A 19,309-nucleotide genomic window follows, 5' to 3' on the forward strand; every position below is an offset into this window, starting at 1 on the left:
AGGCGGAGAGAGTTTGCATTGTTTACATTAGAATAGGAGTGAAGACAATGGAATTAACGGAAATTAGACAAGAACTTGAAAAAACAGCTAAGCGTTTAGCGGACTTTAGGGGGTCTCTTTGACCTCGCTCATAAACAAGTTCGTATTACAGAGCTAGAAGAAACGATGGGAGATCCTACGTTCTGGGATGATCAAAACGCAGCGCAAACAATTATTAATGAATTAAATGAAATACGAGATATGGTTAATACGTATACAGATTTAAGCGAAACCTATGAAAATCTTGAACTTACTTACGAGCTTGTAAAGGAAGAATACGACGAGGAATTGAAAGATGAGCTTGAAAAGGAAGTACAGGAATTAGTAGAGCAAATGAATACATTTGAGCTTCAACTGCTTTTGAACGGACCGTATGATAAAAATAATGCTATTCTGGAATTGCATCCAGGCGCAGGCGGAACCGAGTCTCAGGATTGGGGTTCCATGCTGCTTCGCATGTATACACGCTGGGCTGAGAAAAAAGGATTTAAAGTCGAAACGCTTGACTATCTTCCTGGAGATGAAGCAGGAATTAAAAGTGTAACATTGCTTATTAAAGGACACAATGCATACGGCTATTTACGAGCAGAAAAGGGAATTCACCGTCTCGTTCGGATTTCACCTTTCGATTCAGCAGGTCGTCGCCATACGTCCTTCGTTTCCTGTGAAGTGATGCCAGAAATGGATGGGGACATCGATATCGAGATTCGAACTGAAGATTTGAAAGTAGATACGTACCGATCTTCTGGTGCCGGCGGACAGCACGTCAATACAACGGATTCAGCGATTCGTATTACCCACCTTCCAACCAATACGGTTGTAACGTGTCAAGCGGAACGTTCGCAAATTAAAAACCGTGAAAAAGCGATGAATATGCTAAAAGCAAAGCTTTATCAACTGAAATTAGAGGAACAACAGCAAGCACTAAATGAAATTCGCGGTGAACAGAAGGAAATCGGTTGGGGTAGCCAAATTCGCTCCTACGTCTTTCATCCTTATTCTATGGTTAAGGACCACCGGACCAATACAGAAACAGGAAATGTACAAGCGGTTATGGACGGTAGCATTGACCTCTTTATCGATGCTTATTTACGTTCTCGCATTTCCTAAAAAAAAGAAGCCGAAAATCGGCTTACCATACACATGGCGGCAGGAAAGAGGAAATGATTCCGCCAGCTACAGAAAAAAAGGGGAGAGAAGCTTTAGTTTGTATGCTTCTCTTTTTTTGTAGGAGACGGTCTTATCTTATCGAATGATGTATGAACCGTAAAAACAAGAAAATAGCAAAATATTGAGAACAAATTTTGACAGCTGCTCTAGAAACCATAGGAATCGTAAAAATTAAAAACAATTTTACTCAAAAATAATTATACTAGGAGGAACCATGGAAGCTCAGCATATCGTAAAACAATCAGACTCCATTTCGCATGGAATTATCGAATACGTATACATCCTCATCGGCTCCGCTTTGATCGCCTTAGCATTTAACCTATTTTTATTACCGAATCATATTGCATCTGGAGGTGTGAGTGGTATTAGCACCATTTTAAAGTCCACACTCGGATGGGAGCCGGCCTACGTGCAATGGGCATGTAACATCCCGCTTTTTATCGCAGGTGTACTCCTACTCGGAAAGCAGTTCGGCGTGAAGACATTAGTTGGAACGATTTTTCTTCCACTTGTCGTATTTGCATCGAAGGACTTAGAGCCTGCTACTCACAATCAGCTTCTTGGGGCCCTCTTTGGCGGAATAGGTGTCGGCCTAGGCCTTGGCATTGTCTTTCGCGGAAAGGCCTCTACAGGAGGGACTGATCTAGCAGCCCAAATTATTCATAAATATACTGGACTTACGCTCGGAATGTGCGTAGCAATCATCGATGGAATGATTGTCATCACGTCAGCCATTGTGTTTAACCTAGAAAGCGGCATGTATGCACTTATCGGCTTATACATCACAAGCAAGACCATTGACCTCGTGCAAGTAGGAATGGGCCGATCTAAAATGGCTATCATCATAACCAATGAAGAAGAAAGAGTACGACAAGTGATTCTGCAGCAGGTAGACCGCGGCGTAACGAGAATACCCGGATTTGGCGGCTATACAAATGATGAGCGCCACGTTCTTATGTGTGTCGTGCAGCAGACGGAATTTATCAAGCTGAAAGAATTGGTGAAGCAGGTCGATCCATCAGCCTTCGTCATCGTAACTGACGCCTCCGAGGTATTAGGACAAGGATTCAAACCGGCATGAAAAGGTTTAAATCCTTTAAACGAGAAAATCTTCCAGTTATAATATATTAATAGATACAGCTTGTTTACCTTACCCAAGAAGGAGGATACACATGAAGAGAAAACTTCTGATTGGTATGACTGGAATGGCTCTTATTGCAGGATTAAGTGCGTGTGGAACGAAGGAAGAGAGCCAGTCATCGAATTCAACAAAACAACCTGCTAGCACGGACAGTGCTGAAGCAATCTACCAGCAAAGCTGTGCAAGCTGTCACGGAACAAACCAAGAAGGAAGACGAGGACCTAATTTGCAAAAGGTGGGCGATGAATTTAGCCAAGCACAAATCGAAAAGATTATTGCAAATGGACGCGGTCCAATGCCAGCCGGCCTTATACCTAAAGAAGATGCTACGAAAGTAGCAGAATGGCTTTCTCAGAAAAAATAAAGGCAGCACCTTTTCTCCTTCGGTAGTGAACCGTAGGAGTTTTTCTTACTATTTATTCCACAAATCCCCCTACCTCTTTTCCTTTGGTTATAACAATCTTAATATAATTTATGAACTTCTGTAACAGAACTGTAATGGAAATGTAGCGGCAAATGAAAAACAATGATGATACAATGTAGAACGGAATTGAATCATTGAAAATTAGTAGAAATTTGTAAGATAGAGATATATTTTAGGTAAAAATGTCGATTCAGACAAATTCATTAATTGGGTGATACATTATGATAACAATGAACAATGTGTATAAAACGTACCCGAACGGCGTGGAAGCTGTAAGCGGTATTACGGTTAAAATTAAGCAAGGTGAATTTGTATATGTGGTTGGTCCGAGTGGTGCTGGTAAGTCGACGTTTATTAAAATGATGTACAGAGAAATAAAACCAACACAAGGTAATATCAATGTAAATGGAATTCCGTTGGAGAGCTTGCATAACAACGATGTTCCATATTTTCGTCGTCAAATTGGTGTTATTTTCCAAAACTTCCGTCTACTTCCGAAATTGACCGTTCGTGAAAATGTTGCGTTTGCGCTAGAAGTAATTGAAGAGGAACGCGAAGTGATCGAAGAACGTGTTATGGAAATGTTAAAGCTCGTTGGACTTGAGGATAAGGCTGATTCCTTGCCAAACCAACTTTCCGGTGGGGAGCAGCAACGTGTGGCTATTGCTCGTGCCATTGTAAATAAGCCAAAGGTTGTCATTGCCGATGAACCGACTGGAAACCTAGATATCGATACAGCTTGGGAAATCATGGATATCTTTAAAGCGATCAATAACCAAGGAACTACGATTATAATGGCTACACATAATGCTGAAATTGTGGATACGATACGCCATCGTGTCATTGCAATTGAAGGCGGAAAAATAATACGAGATGAAATGCAGGGAGGATACGGCTATGAAAGCTAAAACCTTTGCTCGCCATTTACGTGAAGGCAGTAAAAGTTTAACGCGTAACGGTTGGATGACATTTGCCTCCGTTAGTGCTGTTACGATTACATTATTGCTAGTTGGTGTATTTTTAGCGGTTATTATGAATTTAAATCACTTTGCTTCAAAAGTAGAAAAAGACGTAGAAATTCGTGTTCATATCGATCCTGCTGCTTCTAAGGATAATCAAGCAGCATTAAAAGCGGATATTCAAAAAATACCGCAAATTGAATCTATTACGTTCTCTTCTAAAGATGAAGAATTACAACGTGTGATTAAAAGCTTCGGAGATAGCGGGAAATCATTCCAATTATTTGAACAGGACAATCCACTTAAGGATGTTTACGTTGTAAAAACGAAAAATCCTACAGATACAGGTCCAGTAGCATCGCAAATTGAAAAAATGCAATACGTAAGTAGTGTACAATACGGCAAAGGCGATGTTGAAAAGCTATTCAACACCGTGAAAGTTGGTCGTAATATTGGGGTTGTTTTAATTGCCGGCTTACTATTTACAGCCATGTTCTTAATCTCCAATACGATTAAAATTACCATTTATGCTAGAAGTACAGAAATCGGAATTATGAAGCTTGTTGGTGCAACTGATTGGTTTATTCGTTGGCCGTTCCTACTAGAAGGCCTATTTCTTGGGGTGTTAGGATCCTTAATTCCTATTATTCTGATTGTATCTGCATACGGTTCGGTACAGACTATGCTTCAAACAAAGCTAGTTGGTACCATCTTTGAATTACTACCAGCTAGTCCGTTTGTATGGCAATTATCTGGTGTACTCATTCTAATCGGTTCTCTCATTGGAATGTGGGGAAGCGTTATGTCAATCCGTAAATTCTTACGCGTATAAGAATAAAAAGTTGAAACATAATACGTACAAGCATATCATATAGTAGAAGTAAGTAAGGCATCACACAGAAAGTGTGATGCCTTTTCAATACATAGTTATCATTTCGAAAGGAGCATTCTCCATTGAAACGTAAAATAGCGATAATATGGATGGTAGTAGCGTTTTTAGTGGGCGCTGGAGTGATGTATGCAGGTATGCAATACAGCTATAACAAGTCATATGCTGGCATACTTTCGAGCAAATCCAATTCACCAACCAAAGAAGCAGATTTACAAAAAATCAGGCAGGCTTACGATTTAATCGATTCGAGATATGTTAGCAATGTTGATGACACGAAGCTTGTTGAAGGTGCCATTCAAGGAATGATCTCTACACTAAAGGATCCATATTCGACCTATATGGATAAAGCCACCTCCCAGCAATTTGTTCAGTCTTTAGACTCCTCAATGGATGGTATTGGTGCTGAAATCAATAAGGTCGATAATAAACTCATTATCGTATCGCCGATTAAGGATTCACCAGCAGAAAAAGCAGGAATAAAACCAAATGATGAAATAATATCGGTGAACGGAGAAAGTGTAAAGGATAAAACACGAGAAGAAGCAGTACTCAAGATACGCGGGAAAAAAGGGACGGTTGTGACATTAGAAGTCAAACGTCCGAATGTAGATACACCTCTTACCTTTAAGATTACACGGGATACGATTCCGCTCTATACGGTTTCTAGCTCCGTCAAGACAGAAAATGGGAAAAATATTGGCTATCTTCAAATCTCATCTTTTTCTGAGAATACAGCAAAGGAATTTAAAGATAAGCTCACAGAATTAGAAAAGAAAAATATAAATGGTCTTGTCATCGACGTCCGCGGCAATCCAGGAGGTTATTTAAATAGTGTAGAAGACATCTTAAAGCTATTTATAACCGATAATAAACCAATGGTACAAGTAGAGGATCGGAATGGAAAAATTCAAAAAACGTATTCACCTCTAAAGGAACGTAAGCCTTATCCAATTGATGTCTTAGTTGATAATGGCAGTGCATCCGCTTCTGAAATTCTGGCAGGGGCCATGAAGGAAGCAGGAGGCTATCCGATAGTTGGCGTGAAATCATTTGGCAAAGGAACTGTACAGCAGGCTGTTCCGCTTCCAGATGGCAGCACTATTAAGCTTACGATGTTCAAATGGCTTACACCAGATGGAAATTGGATTCATACAAAGGGAATTGATCCAACTGTTGAGGTAAAACAGCCAGACTACTATTACGCAACGCCAATCCAATTTCAGAATTCCTTATCTTATAACATGAACAATGATCAAGTGAAAAACGCACAGTTATTATTAAAGGATCTTGGATTTGAACCAGGACGTACAGATGGCTACTTCAGCAAGGAAACCGAAACGGCTGTCAAGGCGTTCCAGCAAAGCAGCAACATGGATCAAACCGGTATTATTGATCAAAAGACTGCGGATGCGCTTCAAAACAAAATCATAGACAAAATACGATCCGGCGAAAACGACATACAGCTGCAAACAGCATTGAAATTAGTAGCGAAATAAAGGAATTTACAAGTAATTGTAGAAGGTACCTTAGTACATTCTGCAATTACTTTTTTTTTCGGTCAGAAAAAAATGAATATGATAAAATGAAATGGAGCTACGGCTCTATTTTTATGAAATAGGGAGGTGACACATTGGAATCATGGCTTTTTGAAATCTTACAAGGCATCGAAAAATTTTTTCTTAATCCAGTTTTATACATAATTATTCTTAGTAATCTACTAGTTGGATATTGGCGTGTACGGCAAGAGAGGAAACAATTTTCCTTTAAAATTTACAATCCTTCCTTCGAAATAAGGACTACTCTTTTCACAGGATTTGCGATTGGAATGTCTCTTTCTGTCTTGTTCGTGGGGATTGGTCTTGTTGTATCGAAAGTAAGTCTAGTTCTAATCGGATTGTGGTCAATTTTGTTTGCGGTTACTTTGCAATATCGATACTTGTCACCTGCTTATAGTGTAGGAATTGCAATGGTACTTTTGCTATTTCCAAGCTTGCCAAAGACAATTGGCTCATTCGCTCCGTTTATTGCGGATACGACGGGTACCTATTTGCCTTGTTTGGCAGTTCTTCTTGCACTCTTACTTTTTACAGAAGGCTATCTGATTTTAAAGTCTGCTATGCGTTCTACACCACGACTTGTCAAAGGAAAACGTGGATTATGGATCGGCATGCATGTATGCAAGCGATTATGGGTGGTGCCAGTATTTATGCTCATTCCAGGAGACGGATTGCAGTCGATGTTTTCATGGTGGCCAGTCATTTCCATTGATTCGCACACATTTTCGCTCATACTTGTTCCCTTTGCAATTGGTTTTTCCAAGCGTATGAGGGGAAACTTGCCAAGTCTAGCCATTACGTATACAGGAAGACGTATTCAGTTGCTTAGTTTTATCGTCCTAGCACTTGCTATAACTAGCTTCTTTCTCCCTGGAATCGCATTAGCTGCAGCAGGAATTGCTATACTCGGACGCGTTACTATTACAATCCGTGAACGAATCGAGGACGAAAAACAGCCACCTTATTTTTCTATTACAAAGGACGGATTAATGATCTTAGATATCTTACCAGACTCTGTCGGCGTCGAAATGGGTCTGAAGTCAGGAGAAATCATTACAAAGGTGAACGGCACAAATCCCACTTCCTTAGGCGAATTTTACAGTGCCCTTCAACGCAACACAGCTGGAGCCTTTTGCAAAATGGAAGTCATCGACACAAACGGAGAACTTCGTTTCGTGCAGCACGCCATGTTTGAAGGTGACCATCACGAGCTCGGTATTCTATTTGTACAGCGTGAACCGGATTGGGATAGTGAGGTAGGGTAATTTGGAGTTTTCATAATTTCTTGCACAAGAAAAAAGAGGATAGATTAGATTTAGGCAAGCTCGACTTAAACATAAAGTCGAGCTTGTTTTTCATTTGTAGTTGAAAATAATGGTAATCATTATAAATCAACTGAATATATCCTTCATGGTTTCCTTCCGTTTGATATACGTTTGAGAAGATTTTTATTGACACATTTGAGAAAAGATACATATAATAAAATCAAAATAATACATGAATGTTTGTTCATATGTTCAATGATAGAGAGGGTGTAATCATGCAAGCAAAAGAAGAAGGTATCGACGTATGCGAAGAGACGTGTAGTCAAACCATTATTCATGAAGATATTATTCAAAAGGTTAAACGTACTTTACCAAATGAAAATAGTTTAAGTGAAGTAGCTGAATTATTTAAAATTCTAGGGGATCGCACAAGAACTAGAATTCTTCATACATTGTTTGAATCAGAGATGTGCGTGTGTGATATTGCATATTTACTAGGTATGACGCAATCTTCTATTTCTCATCAATTAAGGGTACTGAAGCAAGCCAAGCTTGTGAAAAATCGAAAAGAAGGAAAAGTCGTGTATTATTCACTTGCTGATAGTCACGTTATCGAGATTTTTGATCAAGCATTCCAACACGTCAATGAAGAGAAAGAATAAAGAGGAAGAGGGACGAAACGGATGGAAGTGCATAAACAGAAGATAAAGCGGGAATTTACGTTAGAAGGATTGGATTGTGCGAATTGCGCCATGAAAATTGAAAATGGTGTAAAAGGGATATCAAGCGTTTCAGATTGTTCGGTTAATTTTGTAACCAAGACACTCACGTTAGAAACAGAACAGACACAAGAGGAACTAGCTGTGTCCGAGGCAAAGAAAAAAGTAAAAATGTTAGAACCGCATATTAACATACAAGAAAAAGGAAACGTAAAAAAAGGATCTTCTACTCGTACTTTATACTTAAAAGGATTAGATTGTGCGAATTGTGCTGCAAAGATTGAACAGAACGTGGGACGTCTGGAGGGAGTTACATCTTCTACCGTCGATTTTGTCTCCAAAAAGTTGATTATGGAAACTGCTAATCCGGGTGACATGGATCGATTAGAATCAGAAGCAACGAAGATTATTAAGCAATTAGAACCGGAAGTAGAAGTTGTGTCAGAATCGCATGACCATGATCATGACCACGGAAGTGAAAATACAAAAAAAATGTTGGTTCGATTAGGGATTGGTGCCATTATAGCGGGTATCGGGATGTTTGTACCTGTTTCTGGTATGGTAGAGCTAGGCTTGTTCCTTATTGCCTATATTATTATAGGTGGAGACATCGTTCTGCGAGCTGTCAAAAATATTCTAAGAGGGCAAGTTTTTGATGAGCACTTTTTAATGTCCCTTGCGACGATTGGTGCATTTGCTGTGAAACAGTATCCCGAAGGTGTAGCTGTTATGCTGTTCTATCAATTGGGGGAAGTATTCCAAGACATTGCAGTCAATCGTTCTCGTAAGTCTATTGGTGAGTTGATGGACATTCGCCCAGACTATGCCAATATAAAAGTGGGAAATGATACAAAACGGGTATTACCAGAACAAGTAAAAATTGGTGATATCATCATAGTAAAGCCAGGTGAAAAAGTACCGCTAGACGGGAAGGTTATAGAAGGTAGTTCGATGGTCGATACCTCTGCCTTAACAGGAGAATCCGTACCACGGGAAGTGGAAACGGGAAGTGATGTGTTAAGTGGATTCATTAACAAAAATGGGGTTTTAACGGTAGAAGTCAAAAAAGGATTTGGAGAATCAACTGTATCTAAGATTTTAGATCTTGTTCAAAATGCAAGTAGTCGAAAAGCTCCTACGGAAAACTTCATTACTAAATTTGCTCGGTATTATACGCCGGTAGTGGTAATTGTTGCAGCGGCGTTAGCATTTATACCGCCTTTATTGATAAGTGGAGCGACATTTTCTGATTGGATTTATCGTGCATTAGTGTTCTTGGTTATTTCTTGTCCGTGTGCGCTTGTAGTTTCCATTCCACTTGGATTCTTTGGCGGGATTGGTGCTGCTTCAAAAATGGGTATCCTTATAAAGGGTAGTAACTACTTAGAAGCCTTAAATGATGTGAAATACGTTGTATTTGATAAAACAGGTACGCTAACCAAAGGTGTATTTGAAGTAACTAGTATTCAACCAGCGAGTACGATGTCTAAAGAAGAATTGTTGAAATATGCAGCGTTTGCAGAGGTCCATTCTAACCATCCAATAGCACAGTCTATTCGGAAGGCATTTGGGAAAGAAATTAAGGAAGAGGCAATACAAGGATATAATGAAATCTCTGGTCATGGCATTCAGGTTACAGTGTATGGCAAAGAGCTTCTAGTTGGAAATGCTAAACTTATGAACAGAGAGCAAATTACATTTCGGCAACCAAATGAAATTGGAACAATTGTTCATATTGCCGTAGATAAACAATATGCGGGATACATTGTTATTTCTGATGAGGTAAAAGATGACTCTGCACAGGCAATTCGTTCCTTAAAAGAACTAGGCATTAAAAAGACAGTGATGTTGACTGGAGATGCGAAAGCAGTTGGAGATGCGATAGGGAAACAGCTAGGAATAGATGAAGTACATGCCGAGTTGCTGCCACAACATAAGGTAGAAGAAATTGAAAAATTAGATACACAAAAAAAACTAAAAGAAAAACTTGTGTTTGTAGGTGACGGTATTAACGATACACCTGTTCTGGCTCGAGCAGATGTAGGAATTGCAATGGGAGGATTAGGCTCTGATGCAGCCATTGAGGCAGCAGACATCGTTATAATGACAGATGAACCTTCTAAAATCTCAACGGCCATTGGCATCGCAAAACATACCCGCCGTATTGTATGGCAAAATATTGTGTTCGCTTTAGGAATCAAAGGTATTTTCCTCATTTTAGGGGCATTTGGTATTGCAACCATGTGGGAAGCAGTTTTTTCAGATGTTGGAGTTACCCTCCTCGCAGTTCTCAATGCAATGCGAGTACTGCAAGTGAAAAACATATAATCTTATAAAAACCAATCATGTCTGAGTGTATCAGTATGATTGGTTTTTTTGTTAAGGAAAGAAATGAGGGTAGGTCGCTTCAGGTCGTCCCATCCCTCCAAAAGCAGGGCGGCCGATATAAAAAAAACTAAGAAATTTTCAACCTCTACCTCTTTCCTTATTGTTGTAAAGAGCAAATGTAACTTCTGCTTCACAAGCGATTTCTCCATCTACTGTAGCAACAGCATTTGTTTTTGCGATTAAACCACGAACTCTTGTTATTTCTACTTCTAAACGTAACTGATCTCCAGGGTGGAATTGTTTCTTGAAACGACAATGGTCAATGCCAGAAAACCACCTAATCTTTCCTCGATTTTCCTCTTTCATTAACAAATAACTGCACTTACTTGTACTAACGCTTCTACAATTAGAACGCCCGGCATTACTAGAAATTATCATTTAGTTAACCAGTGATTTGATGAACAGGGATGTCCTTATAGAAATACTGCTTTTCTTATTCATTTCGATAGAGGAACTTAATACTCTTAAATTTTTTCTGTGAAGAAAAGATTCTACTTAAAGTAACGAGCAATATCTATCACAGCCGATTAAAAGGTTGAATTCAACGATTTAATGGTTTGGCTACAAAATACCTCGACCATTATTTGAGTTGGTTTTAATCCTTGATATTGTAAAACATAGAAGCGATGATGCTTCTATAAGTAAAATGCTTGTAGAATGGTTATAGGAGTGGAAAGGTGAAAATCAGACTGTTAAATTCATTAGATGCAGAAAATTATCGTAACATTAGACTTGAATCCTTGCGAAATAGTCCTGAAGCATTCGCTTCCAGTTATGAAGATGAGAAAGATAAGTCAATTGAAGAGCTCAAGAATAAGTTCCAATTGAAAGGCTCTTTTACTTTTAGGGCTTTTGAAAAGGGAGAACTTGTTGGACCATTACTTTATTCAAAGAAAAGTCACATTAAGCTAGTTGATAATTGATAACGTCTCCAGTATACTAATAATATACTTAATTCGTTCAATGAAAGAAGTAAGTATAAAGCAGTTAATTTAGCATAGAGTGAGGTGTGGTATATGCGTGTCTTAAGAAATGGAAGTAAGGAACTTATAAAAGATATTAATCGATTTAAAGTGTTAAATATTATACGTGAGCAACATCCAATTAGTAGAATTGAAATTTCAAAACAAAGTGAATTAGGAGTTTCAACTCTTACTTACATCATAGAAGATTTAATGAATCAAGGTTTGATTCAAGAGGTAGGAGAATCTTCTTCTACGGGTGGGAGAAGAGCAAGGCTCATTAAATTCAATAAAGATTTCGGATCTGCTATAAGCGTGAAAATAGAAGAGGAACAGCTTTTGATTGCACTTACAAATATGGATGCTGAAATTGTTGATATCAAAAAAATACCATTTAAAAGATACTCTTCTCCTGAGATTGTAGTAAATATTATTGAAGAACAAATACCAAAAATTCTTGTAGAAAATAAAAAAGAGCTATCGAACTTACTTGGAATTGGTATTCTATCTTCGGGTTTAATAAATCGGCATAAGGGAATTATTATTAGATCTTCAATGTTAAATTGGGAAAACGTACCAATAGCCGAAATGTTAAAAGAAAAATTAAAAGATATTCCAATATTTGTTGATAAAAATATTAATGGATATGCTCTTGCAGAATTATGGAAAGGGGAAGGATTAGAAAGTAATGATTTTCTGGTAGTTTCAGTAGGAGCAGGATTAGGACTATCAATTGTAATTAGTAGAAAAATTAATTATGGCTCAATAGGTGGAGCCGGTGAGTTCGGACATACAACAATAGAAGTTAACGGATATTCGTGCCACTGTGGACAATTTGGTTGTTTAGAAATGTATGCATCAGAATTCTATTTTGAAAATAAAGGAAGAGAATTACTATCTCAATTTCCAAATACAACTTTAAAGAATTTCACTTTTGCTGAAGTAGCAAAACAAGCAGATCTTAAAGATGAGCTTGCTAACCAACTTCTAAAAGGAATGAGCCTTTATCTTGGATATGGTATTCGAAATCTCATTAATACTCTAAATCCCGATAAAATTGTGATGGCTGGAGAAGGAATGAAGTATTGTCATTTGTTTATAGACAAAGTAAATGATATTTCTCAAGATAATTTCTTCTCAAGGGCTGATATCCCAACTAATATTGTTCCATCAAAATTAAAGGATGACGCATGGTTAATAGGAGGAGCTTTACTGGCCATCAATCATATATTCCAAGTGCCAATATATGAAGGAATGGAAGTAAATTTATTATAGGAGGTGTGCGACATTATGGTTGGTATGACAAAAAAGAGAACCTTGTTTTGGTTATGTATATTTTTATTACCTAATTTACTTGGCTTTTTAATCTTCATAGCTATTCCTATATTATCGTCATTAGCAATCAGTTTTACAGATTGGAATCTAGTGGGATCAATCCATTTTATAGGCGCAAATAACTACATTAGGTTATTAAAAGATCCTGATTTTTGGCTATCATTTAAAAATACATTTTTATTTATAATAGGATATCTTCCGTTAGTAATGATTCTTGGTTTAGGTTGTGCATTATTACTAAATCAAAAAATGAGGCTCACTGCATTTTTTCGGGCAACTTACTTCTTACCGGTAGTAACGAGCTGGGTTGCTGTATCTCTTGTTTGGAAATGGCTTTACAATCCTAACTACGGTTTAATTAACTATTTATTATCTCTAGTGGGTATAACTGGGCCGCATTGGCTAACCGATCCCAAAACTGCGATGCTAGGAATCATATTTACAAGTGCTTGGAAAGATATAGGTTTCGTGATGGTTTTGTTCCTTGGTGGTTTACAAAACATCTCACCATCATACTATGAAGCTGCTTCGATAGACGGAGCAAGTAAAATACGTATGTTTTGGAGCATTACATTACCACTTCTAGCGCCTACAACTTTCTTTGTTACAATCATTTCCTTAATTAATTCGTTCCAAGTATTTGATCAAGTAATGATAATGACTGAAGGTGGACCTGGCGGTGCCACTACAGTATTAGTGCAAAACATTTACAATCATGCTTTTCGTTATTTTGAAATGGGATATGCATCCGCAATGAGTTGGGTTCTCTTTATTGTAATATTCATTTTCACATTGATACAAATGAAGTTCCAAAACAAGGGGGTAAATTAAGTGAGTGGCTTAAGAAACATTAAAGGCAACAAGTCCTTGGACAGTATAAAAAAAATAATTTTTTATTTAGTCTTGTTTGCAGGCGCTTTCATAATGCTACTACCTTTTTTATGGATGGTTTCAACATCCTTTAAAACAAGTAGTGCTACAATGCTCCTTCCACCTGAATTTATTCCGAAAAATCCAACAATAGATAATTATCAACAAGTTACAGAGATGTTCCCGATGATGCGTTTTTTAGAAAACTCCTTATTGGTTGCAGTCCTTACAACTTTAGGACAAATCGTTTTTAGTACGATGGCAGGCTATGCGTTTGCAAGAATGCAATTTAAAGGAAGAGATAAATTATTTTTGCTATATCTTGCAACAATGATGGTTCCATCTCAGGTAACCATGATTCCTCAGTTCATATTAATGAAAGACTTTGGATGGTTAAATACTTATCAAGCATTAATTATTCCAGGAATGTTTGGAGTATTTGGTACGTTTTTAATGCGTCAAGCGATGTTAAGTATTCCAAAAGAATTAGAGGAAGCAGCTTTCATGGATGGAGCAAACCATTTTATAGTATTTTTCAAAGTTTGCTTACCATTGGTAAAACCAGCCATTGCTACATTAGGGATTTTTACTTTTATGGCTTCATGGAACAACTTTTTGTGGCCGTTGATTGTTACTAGTTCAAGAGATTTAGCGACTTTACCACTTGGTTTATCACTCCTGCAAGGACGCTGGGGGACAAACTGGAGTTTGATGATGGCAGGAGTCGTAATTAGTGTTATTCCAATTTTAGCGGTTTACCTATTCGCTCAAAAATACTTTATCCAAGGTATGACAATGAGTGGAATGAAAGAATAATAAAAAAAAGATAGGAGAGGTTAAAATGAAGTTAAAAAGATTATTAGCTTTATCAGTTATTGCTTTAATGGTTTTTGCAGTAACAGGCTGTTCTTCTTCGAGTAAAGGAAATCAAGGTGCAGCAGGTGGAAAAACGGTAATTAATTATTTCAGCTTCTCTGCAACACCTGATCATGAAAAACAGCTAGATCAAATGATTCAGGCTTTTGAAAAGAAAAATCCTAACATTAAGGTCAATTCCGAATTAGTAAGTTACAATGATTACTTTACAAAATTACAAACCCGTATAGCGGGTGGGCAAGCACCGGATGTGTTTGAACTAAATTATGAAAACTTTGTACAGTATGCATCAAAAGGGACGCTAGCAGATTTATCTGGATTTATAAATAATGACAAAGAATTTAAGCCTGATCAATTTAATCAGCAGGCATATAAAGCTTTTCAGTATAATGGAAAACAATATGGAATGGTTGAAAGCTTTTCAAATGTATTAACATTCTATAACAAAGATTTATTTGATAAAGCGGGAGTTTCATATCCAACAGCTGATTGGACATGGAATGATGAAGTTGCAGCAGCAAAAAAATTAACAGATTCTAAAAATAAAGTATGGGGAACGTATGCTCCAGTTACAATGAATGAATTTTATAAAGTTGCAGCACAAAATGGAGGTCAAATTTTTGATAAAAATGGAGATGTAACCATAAACAGTCCTCAAAACTTAGAGGCACTTACTTACATGGTTGATAAAGTTAATAAATATAAAATATCTCCATCACCAGCTGATTTATCTGGACAAACACCAGAGGATTTATTCAAGAACGGTAAATTAGCAATTCTTCATACAGGTATTTGGGAGTTTGACGCATTCAAGGATGTTCCATTTAAATGGGATGTTCAACTAGAAGCAAGTAATACACAAAAAGCACATAATTTCTTTGCTAACGGTCTCGTAGTTTCAAAAGATTCTAAAGTCCAAGAGGCAGCATATAAATTTGCAGAATTTATGAGTGCAAGTGAAGACGTAGCTAAAACTCGTATAGATTCTTCTTGGGAATTACCAGCCATTACAAATAATGATATTTTGAAACCATACTTTGAAAAAACACCACCAGCTAATAAAAAAGCTGTTTTTGAAGCATTAAATTCTCTAGTTTTACCTCCGGTCGTCGAAAACTGGAGTAAGATTAGTGATGCAACAGATAAAGAATTTCAAAAAGCATTAAATGGTGAGGAAACATCTAAACAAGCCTTAGAAACTTTAAATTCTGAGTATAAGGGACTACTTAATAAATAACCATACACTCTATAAAAATGAAAAAAGGATATAGGTGGGTTCTCGGCGCTTATATCCTTTTCCATGAGAGGGAGTTCAGAATGACACAAGTGAATTACTTTACAAAATTACTTAACGCATACCTTGAGCAACTAAAGGGGAACCATGTGGAAGTAGAAAAATTACTATTAAGTAAGCAACCTAATATAAAACAAGACTCTTTTTTCAACATAGCAACATGGGTATGGATTCTACAAAAACAAATTTCTTTACAACCATATACCTCCCAATTAACTAAAATTGATTATATTCCCTTCATTGATTATCTAGTAGAGGAATGGTCGATGCCTCATCAAAGAATATGGGGAGATGAAAGATCAGATATCTATCTTTCAAATCTAGCAATGTCATATGCTGCTTTGCTTGAAACAAAGAATGTCAGAAATCATTTTTCTGTACAGAAAACAATGACGAAGATTAGGGATTATGTTTTCGATAATTTACTTTCGGGCGGTTGTGTATTAAATGGTGTGAATGAGCGAAGTATAGCCGTAGATGAACTACTATCAGTCATTCCTTATGGACTATTTTCTCCTGAAGACTTGATTATAGTTGAGGCGGTACAGAAAATGTCAGTTCAATTAGACAATGGAAAAGGCTTGTTGCCATTTGTAGGTGCGAAAACTATATCTCCCGCCGCAGCCGCTATGTTTGCACTTTATTACTTAGAAAAATCGGATCGTGATAAAGCATTTCATTATTCGGAATTAGCACGTGAAAGTAGCGAAATCGATGAATTGGCAGTTGTTATTTTAGCTATTTATGATTTTTATGTAACAGAAGGAACGGAGGAAAGAGACAAAATTGTACACATGCCATACGGCCATGGAAATGTGTACATTCCACAAATAACAGAGCGTATGCCACATTTTCCTACGTTAGAGGATTCCCTTCAGTTAACTTGTCAAGTAGTTACTAATGAGTTAGTAGAATCGGTTACGGTAAAGATTGAAAACGAATCGAAAACCTGGGAATTAGAAGAAATATTAAAACCTATTGTTAAAAACAATACACAAGTGTACGAACAAAAACTAGCACCTCTTCCTTACCATGAAAAATATCAATATTATTTTGTTGCAACATTAAGTAACGGAGAGCAGCTATTGTCGGAACGTTTTGAAGTGTCAACATTAGAAGTACACAAAGTTCGCCATTTTAATTTGATTCAACAAACAGACAATCAGTTGTTGTTATCATTTGGGGAGGGCGAAAAAAATTATGGTTTATCATTTTCATTTAGAGATTGTGGTTTGGATATTAGCTTACAACAAAATGTTCTGATAAAGGCTGACAGAGTTACTAATACGAAATCTACTTCATTGCAATGTGGAGAATATATCTTAAAAGTGATTCTAGATAAAACAATAATTGAAATTTACAAAGGTGGAGAAAGAATTCTCGCAACTCATCCATTGTATACTCCAATCGAATGGAAGACGGATGTAAATGAGCAGGTTAAAGAATTTGTCATTCATTGGTTTAGTCCAGAAACTGAGCAGTTTTATGGATTTGGAGAACGTTATAATTCAACAGAGCAACGCGGACAGCTGATTGATTGTTTTGTTTACAATCAATATCGTGATCAGGGTACGAGAACGTATATGCCAATACCGTTTTATATGACAAACTCAGGATACGGTTGTTTTGTTAATACAAATTTATATACAAAATTTGATATTGCAAGAGAATTAAAAGATAAATGTTCGATTACTATAGAGCAGGTTCCTCATATTCCTGAAACTAAGTTGCATTTTTATTTTGGAAATTATAAAGAGAACATTCAGGCCTTTACGAATGATACAGGTAAACCAAAAATGATTCCTGCTTGGGCTTTAGGACCATGGATGTCAAGTAATAATTGGGATAGAGAATCAATTGTGATAAAGGAAGTAGAAGTAACAAACAAACATCAAATTCCAGCAACTGTTCTCGTTCTTGAACAGTGGAGTGATGAGACCACTTATTACATGTTTAATGATGCTGAATATATGCTAAAGGCTCCAAGTGAAAGCTATAGCTATAAAGAAATAAATTTTCCAGAATGGGGTAGATGGCCGAATCCGAAAGGAATGATTGACTATCTTCATGATAATGGCTTAAAACTTATTCTTTGGCAAATTCCAATTCAAAAATATTTAAACAAACAGCAACATCCCCTTAAAGATCAAGATGAAGCGTATATGATTGAAAAAGGGTATGTTGTAAAAAATGAAGATGGTTCACCTTATCGCATTCCGGAAAACTGGTTTACTGGAAGCTTAATAATGGATTTTAGTAATAAAGAAGGTTGTGAATGGTGGTTTAAGAAACGTCAATATTTAATTGATATTGGAATAGATGGTTTTAAAACTGATGGTGGTGAATTTGTATTCGGGAAAAATCTGAAATTTGCAAATGGTCAAACAGGTAGTGAAATGCGGAATCAATATCCGAATGATTATATTTCAGCTTATTTTAATTTTGCCCAACAAAATAAAGGTATTACATTTAGTCGAGCTGGTTATGCTGGAGCACAAAATTTTCCGGCACATTGGGCAGGAGATGAACGCTCTACGTTTGCTGCATTTAAACGCTCTTTAATAGCAGGTATAAATGCAGGTTTAGCAGGAATACCTTTCTGGAGCTGGGATTTGGCTGGATTCAACGGGGATATCCCATCAGCTGAACTATTTATGCGTTCTGCAGCGATGGCAGCATTTTGTCCGATTATGCAGTACCATGCTGAGAGTAAAGGAGAATTTAATCAAGATCGTACTCCCTGGAATATTGCGGAAAGAACAGGACAAGACGAGGTAATTGATGTATATCGCTTCTTTGCAAATGTCCGTATGAATCTTTTACCGTATATTTATCAAGAAGCCCAAAAGGCAAGTGAATCAGGTTTGCCAATGATGAGAGCGCTAATGGTTGATTATCCAGATGATGTTAGGGGCCGTGGATTATATGATGAATATCTTTTTGGAGAATCACTATTGGTTGCTCCCATAATTGAAGAAGGAGCAGTAACAAGGAATGTATATCTACCCGAAGGTACTTGGTTTGATTTTTGGACAAATAAGAAAATCAAAGGACCAATCATGATTCGTGTGAATGCTCAGGTGAATCAAATTCCTGTATTTGTAAAAGCAAATCGAATATTATTATTAAATGTGGCAAAAAGTAAGCAATTAGGTTCTTGGGTAGGAAATGATATAACTAGCTATAAAACACCATTATGCAAGATTTACTGTGATGGTACATTTGAACAGAAACTTATAGATCACCTTGGAAATCAAGTTTTCATATCGGTTCACGAGGAAGAAGAAGAGATTGTAATTAAAGTTAATGGTGAAATAGATAGCCTGGAATTTGAAATAGTTGGAATTAATAAATCTGCGAGAATCATTCAACATTGATTAATAATTCATATTGATCCAGTTAACAATCCATCGTAATTT

Annotated in this window: 15 protein-coding genes and 2 pseudogenes; 16 read left to right on the forward strand and 1 reads right to left on the reverse strand. The window is 37.0% G+C overall.

Annotation, left to right across the window (positions count from 1 at the left end; all coding sequences use genetic code 11):
* The first annotated feature begins 47 nt into the window (after positions 1-47).
* The 9 genes from prfB to ACM5BR_RS13110 all read left to right on the forward strand — a co-directional run bounded on the left by prfB (position 48) and on the right by ACM5BR_RS13110 (position 10,493).
* Positions 48-1,149 (forward strand): peptide chain release factor 2 gene (prfB, locus tag ACM5BR_RS13070; protein ID WP_416828401.1). Its coding sequence is split into 2 segments (ribosomal slippage): positions 48-119 and positions 121-1,149, totalling 1,101 coding nucleotides; the frame shifts between segments, so codons are not numbered across the junction.
* A gap of 274 nt (positions 1,150-1,423) precedes the next feature.
* Positions 1,424-2,290, forward strand: coding sequence for a YitT family protein (locus ACM5BR_RS13075; protein WP_416828402.1), 867 nt, complete (start codon positions 1,424-1,426; stop codon positions 2,288-2,290).
* Positions 2,291-2,381: 91 nt separating this feature from the next.
* Positions 2,382-2,714, forward strand: coding sequence for a cytochrome c551 (cccB, locus tag ACM5BR_RS13080; RefSeq protein WP_416828403.1), 333 nt, complete (start codon positions 2,382-2,384; stop codon positions 2,712-2,714).
* 281 nt (positions 2,715-2,995) lie between these two features.
* Positions 2,996-3,682 carry a cell division ATP-binding protein FtsE gene (gene ftsE, locus ACM5BR_RS13085; protein WP_416828404.1) on the forward strand — a complete coding sequence of 229 codons (687 nt, stop codon included), beginning with the start codon at positions 2,996-2,998 and terminating at the stop codon, positions 3,680-3,682.
* A complete protein-coding gene (gene ftsX / locus ACM5BR_RS13090; protein WP_416828405.1) occupies positions 3,672-4,565 on the forward strand; it encodes a permease-like cell division protein FtsX in 894 nt (297 codons plus the stop codon). The genes ftsE and ftsX overlap by 11 nt, the downstream gene beginning before the upstream one ends.
* Positions 4,566-4,687: 122 nt before the next feature.
* Positions 4,688-6,121: a S41 family peptidase gene (locus ACM5BR_RS13095; protein WP_465245458.1), complete on the forward strand. Its 1,434-nt coding sequence runs from the start codon at positions 4,688-4,690 to the stop codon at positions 6,119-6,121.
* Between the two features lie 134 nt (positions 6,122-6,255).
* Positions 6,256-7,446, forward strand: coding sequence for a PDZ domain-containing protein (locus tag ACM5BR_RS13100; RefSeq protein ID WP_416828406.1), 1,191 nt, complete (start codon positions 6,256-6,258; stop codon positions 7,444-7,446).
* A 275-nt stretch (positions 7,447-7,721) separates the two neighbouring features.
* Complete coding sequence (locus tag ACM5BR_RS13105) at positions 7,722-8,108, forward strand: ArsR/SmtB family transcription factor (protein WP_416828407.1); 387 nt, start codon at positions 7,722-7,724, stop codon at positions 8,106-8,108.
* Between the two features lie 27 nt (positions 8,109-8,135).
* Positions 8,136-10,493: a heavy metal translocating P-type ATPase gene (locus tag ACM5BR_RS13110; protein WP_416828605.1), complete on the forward strand. Its 2,358-nt coding sequence runs from the start codon at positions 8,136-8,138 to the stop codon at positions 10,491-10,493.
* A gap of 138 nt (positions 10,494-10,631) precedes the next feature.
* Here the strand turns inward: ACM5BR_RS13110 and ACM5BR_RS13115 are convergent.
* A pseudogene (locus ACM5BR_RS13115) lies at positions 10,632-10,924 on the reverse strand (ApeI family dehydratase); the annotation flags it as partial.
* Between the two features lie 138 nt (positions 10,925-11,062).
* Here ACM5BR_RS13115 and ACM5BR_RS13120 point away from each other — a divergent pair.
* The 7 genes and pseudogenes from ACM5BR_RS13120 to ACM5BR_RS13150 all read left to right on the forward strand — a co-directional run.
* Positions 11,063-11,220, forward strand: a pseudogene (locus ACM5BR_RS13120) (IS1595 family transposase); the annotation flags it as partial.
* Positions 11,221-11,230: 10 nt separating this feature from the next.
* Positions 11,231-11,476, forward strand: coding sequence for a hypothetical protein (locus ACM5BR_RS13125; RefSeq protein WP_416828408.1), 246 nt, complete (start codon positions 11,231-11,233; stop codon positions 11,474-11,476).
* Between the two features lie 93 nt (positions 11,477-11,569).
* Positions 11,570-12,790, forward strand: a complete 1,221-nt coding sequence (locus ACM5BR_RS13130) for an ROK family protein (protein ID WP_416828409.1) — start codon at positions 11,570-11,572, stop codon at positions 12,788-12,790.
* Positions 12,791-12,805: 15 nt separating this feature from the next.
* Complete coding sequence (locus ACM5BR_RS13135; RefSeq protein ID WP_416828410.1) at positions 12,806-13,681, forward strand: carbohydrate ABC transporter permease; 876 nt, start codon at positions 12,806-12,808, stop codon at positions 13,679-13,681.
* A 36-nt stretch (positions 13,682-13,717) separates the two neighbouring features.
* Entirely contained in the window at positions 13,718-14,536 is an 819-nt protein-coding gene (locus tag ACM5BR_RS13140) for a carbohydrate ABC transporter permease (RefSeq protein ID WP_416828606.1), read from the forward strand.
* 25 nt (positions 14,537-14,561) lie between these two features.
* Positions 14,562-15,833, forward strand: a complete 1,272-nt coding sequence (locus ACM5BR_RS13145) for an ABC transporter substrate-binding protein (protein WP_416828411.1) — start codon at positions 14,562-14,564, stop codon at positions 15,831-15,833.
* Between the two features lie 80 nt (positions 15,834-15,913).
* Complete coding sequence (locus tag ACM5BR_RS13150) at positions 15,914-19,267, forward strand: glycoside hydrolase family 31 protein (RefSeq protein WP_416828412.1); 3,354 nt, start codon at positions 15,914-15,916, stop codon at positions 19,265-19,267.
* Positions 19,268-19,309: the final 42 nt, after the last annotated feature.

Source organism: Ectobacillus polymachus, assembly GCF_048159605.1.
GTDB lineage: Bacteria > Bacillota > Bacilli > Bacillales > Bacillaceae_G > Ectobacillus > Ectobacillus polymachus.

Coding starts and splice junctions, on each gene's coding strand:
- ACM5BR_RS13075 (WP_416828402.1), top strand. CDS start 1,424: ATGGAAGCTCAGCATATCGTAAAACAATCAGACTCCATTTCGCATGGA.
- cccB (WP_416828403.1), top strand. CDS start 2,382: ATGAAGAGAAAACTTCTGATTGGTATGACTGGAATGGCTCTTATTGCA.
- ftsE (WP_416828404.1), top strand. CDS start 2,996: ATGATAACAATGAACAATGTGTATAAAACGTACCCGAACGGCGTGGAA.
- ftsX (WP_416828405.1), top strand. CDS start 3,672: ATGAAAGCTAAAACCTTTGCTCGCCATTTACGTGAAGGCAGTAAAAGT.
- ACM5BR_RS13105 (WP_416828407.1), top strand. CDS start 7,722: ATGCAAGCAAAAGAAGAAGGTATCGACGTATGCGAAGAGACGTGTAGT.
- ACM5BR_RS13130 (WP_416828409.1), top strand. CDS start 11,570: ATGCGTGTCTTAAGAAATGGAAGTAAGGAACTTATAAAAGATATTAAT.
- ACM5BR_RS13135 (WP_416828410.1), top strand. CDS start 12,806: ATGGTTGGTATGACAAAAAAGAGAACCTTGTTTTGGTTATGTATATTT.
- ACM5BR_RS13145 (WP_416828411.1), top strand. CDS start 14,562: ATGAAGTTAAAAAGATTATTAGCTTTATCAGTTATTGCTTTAATGGTT.
- ACM5BR_RS13150 (WP_416828412.1), top strand. CDS start 15,914: ATGACACAAGTGAATTACTTTACAAAATTACTTAACGCATACCTTGAG.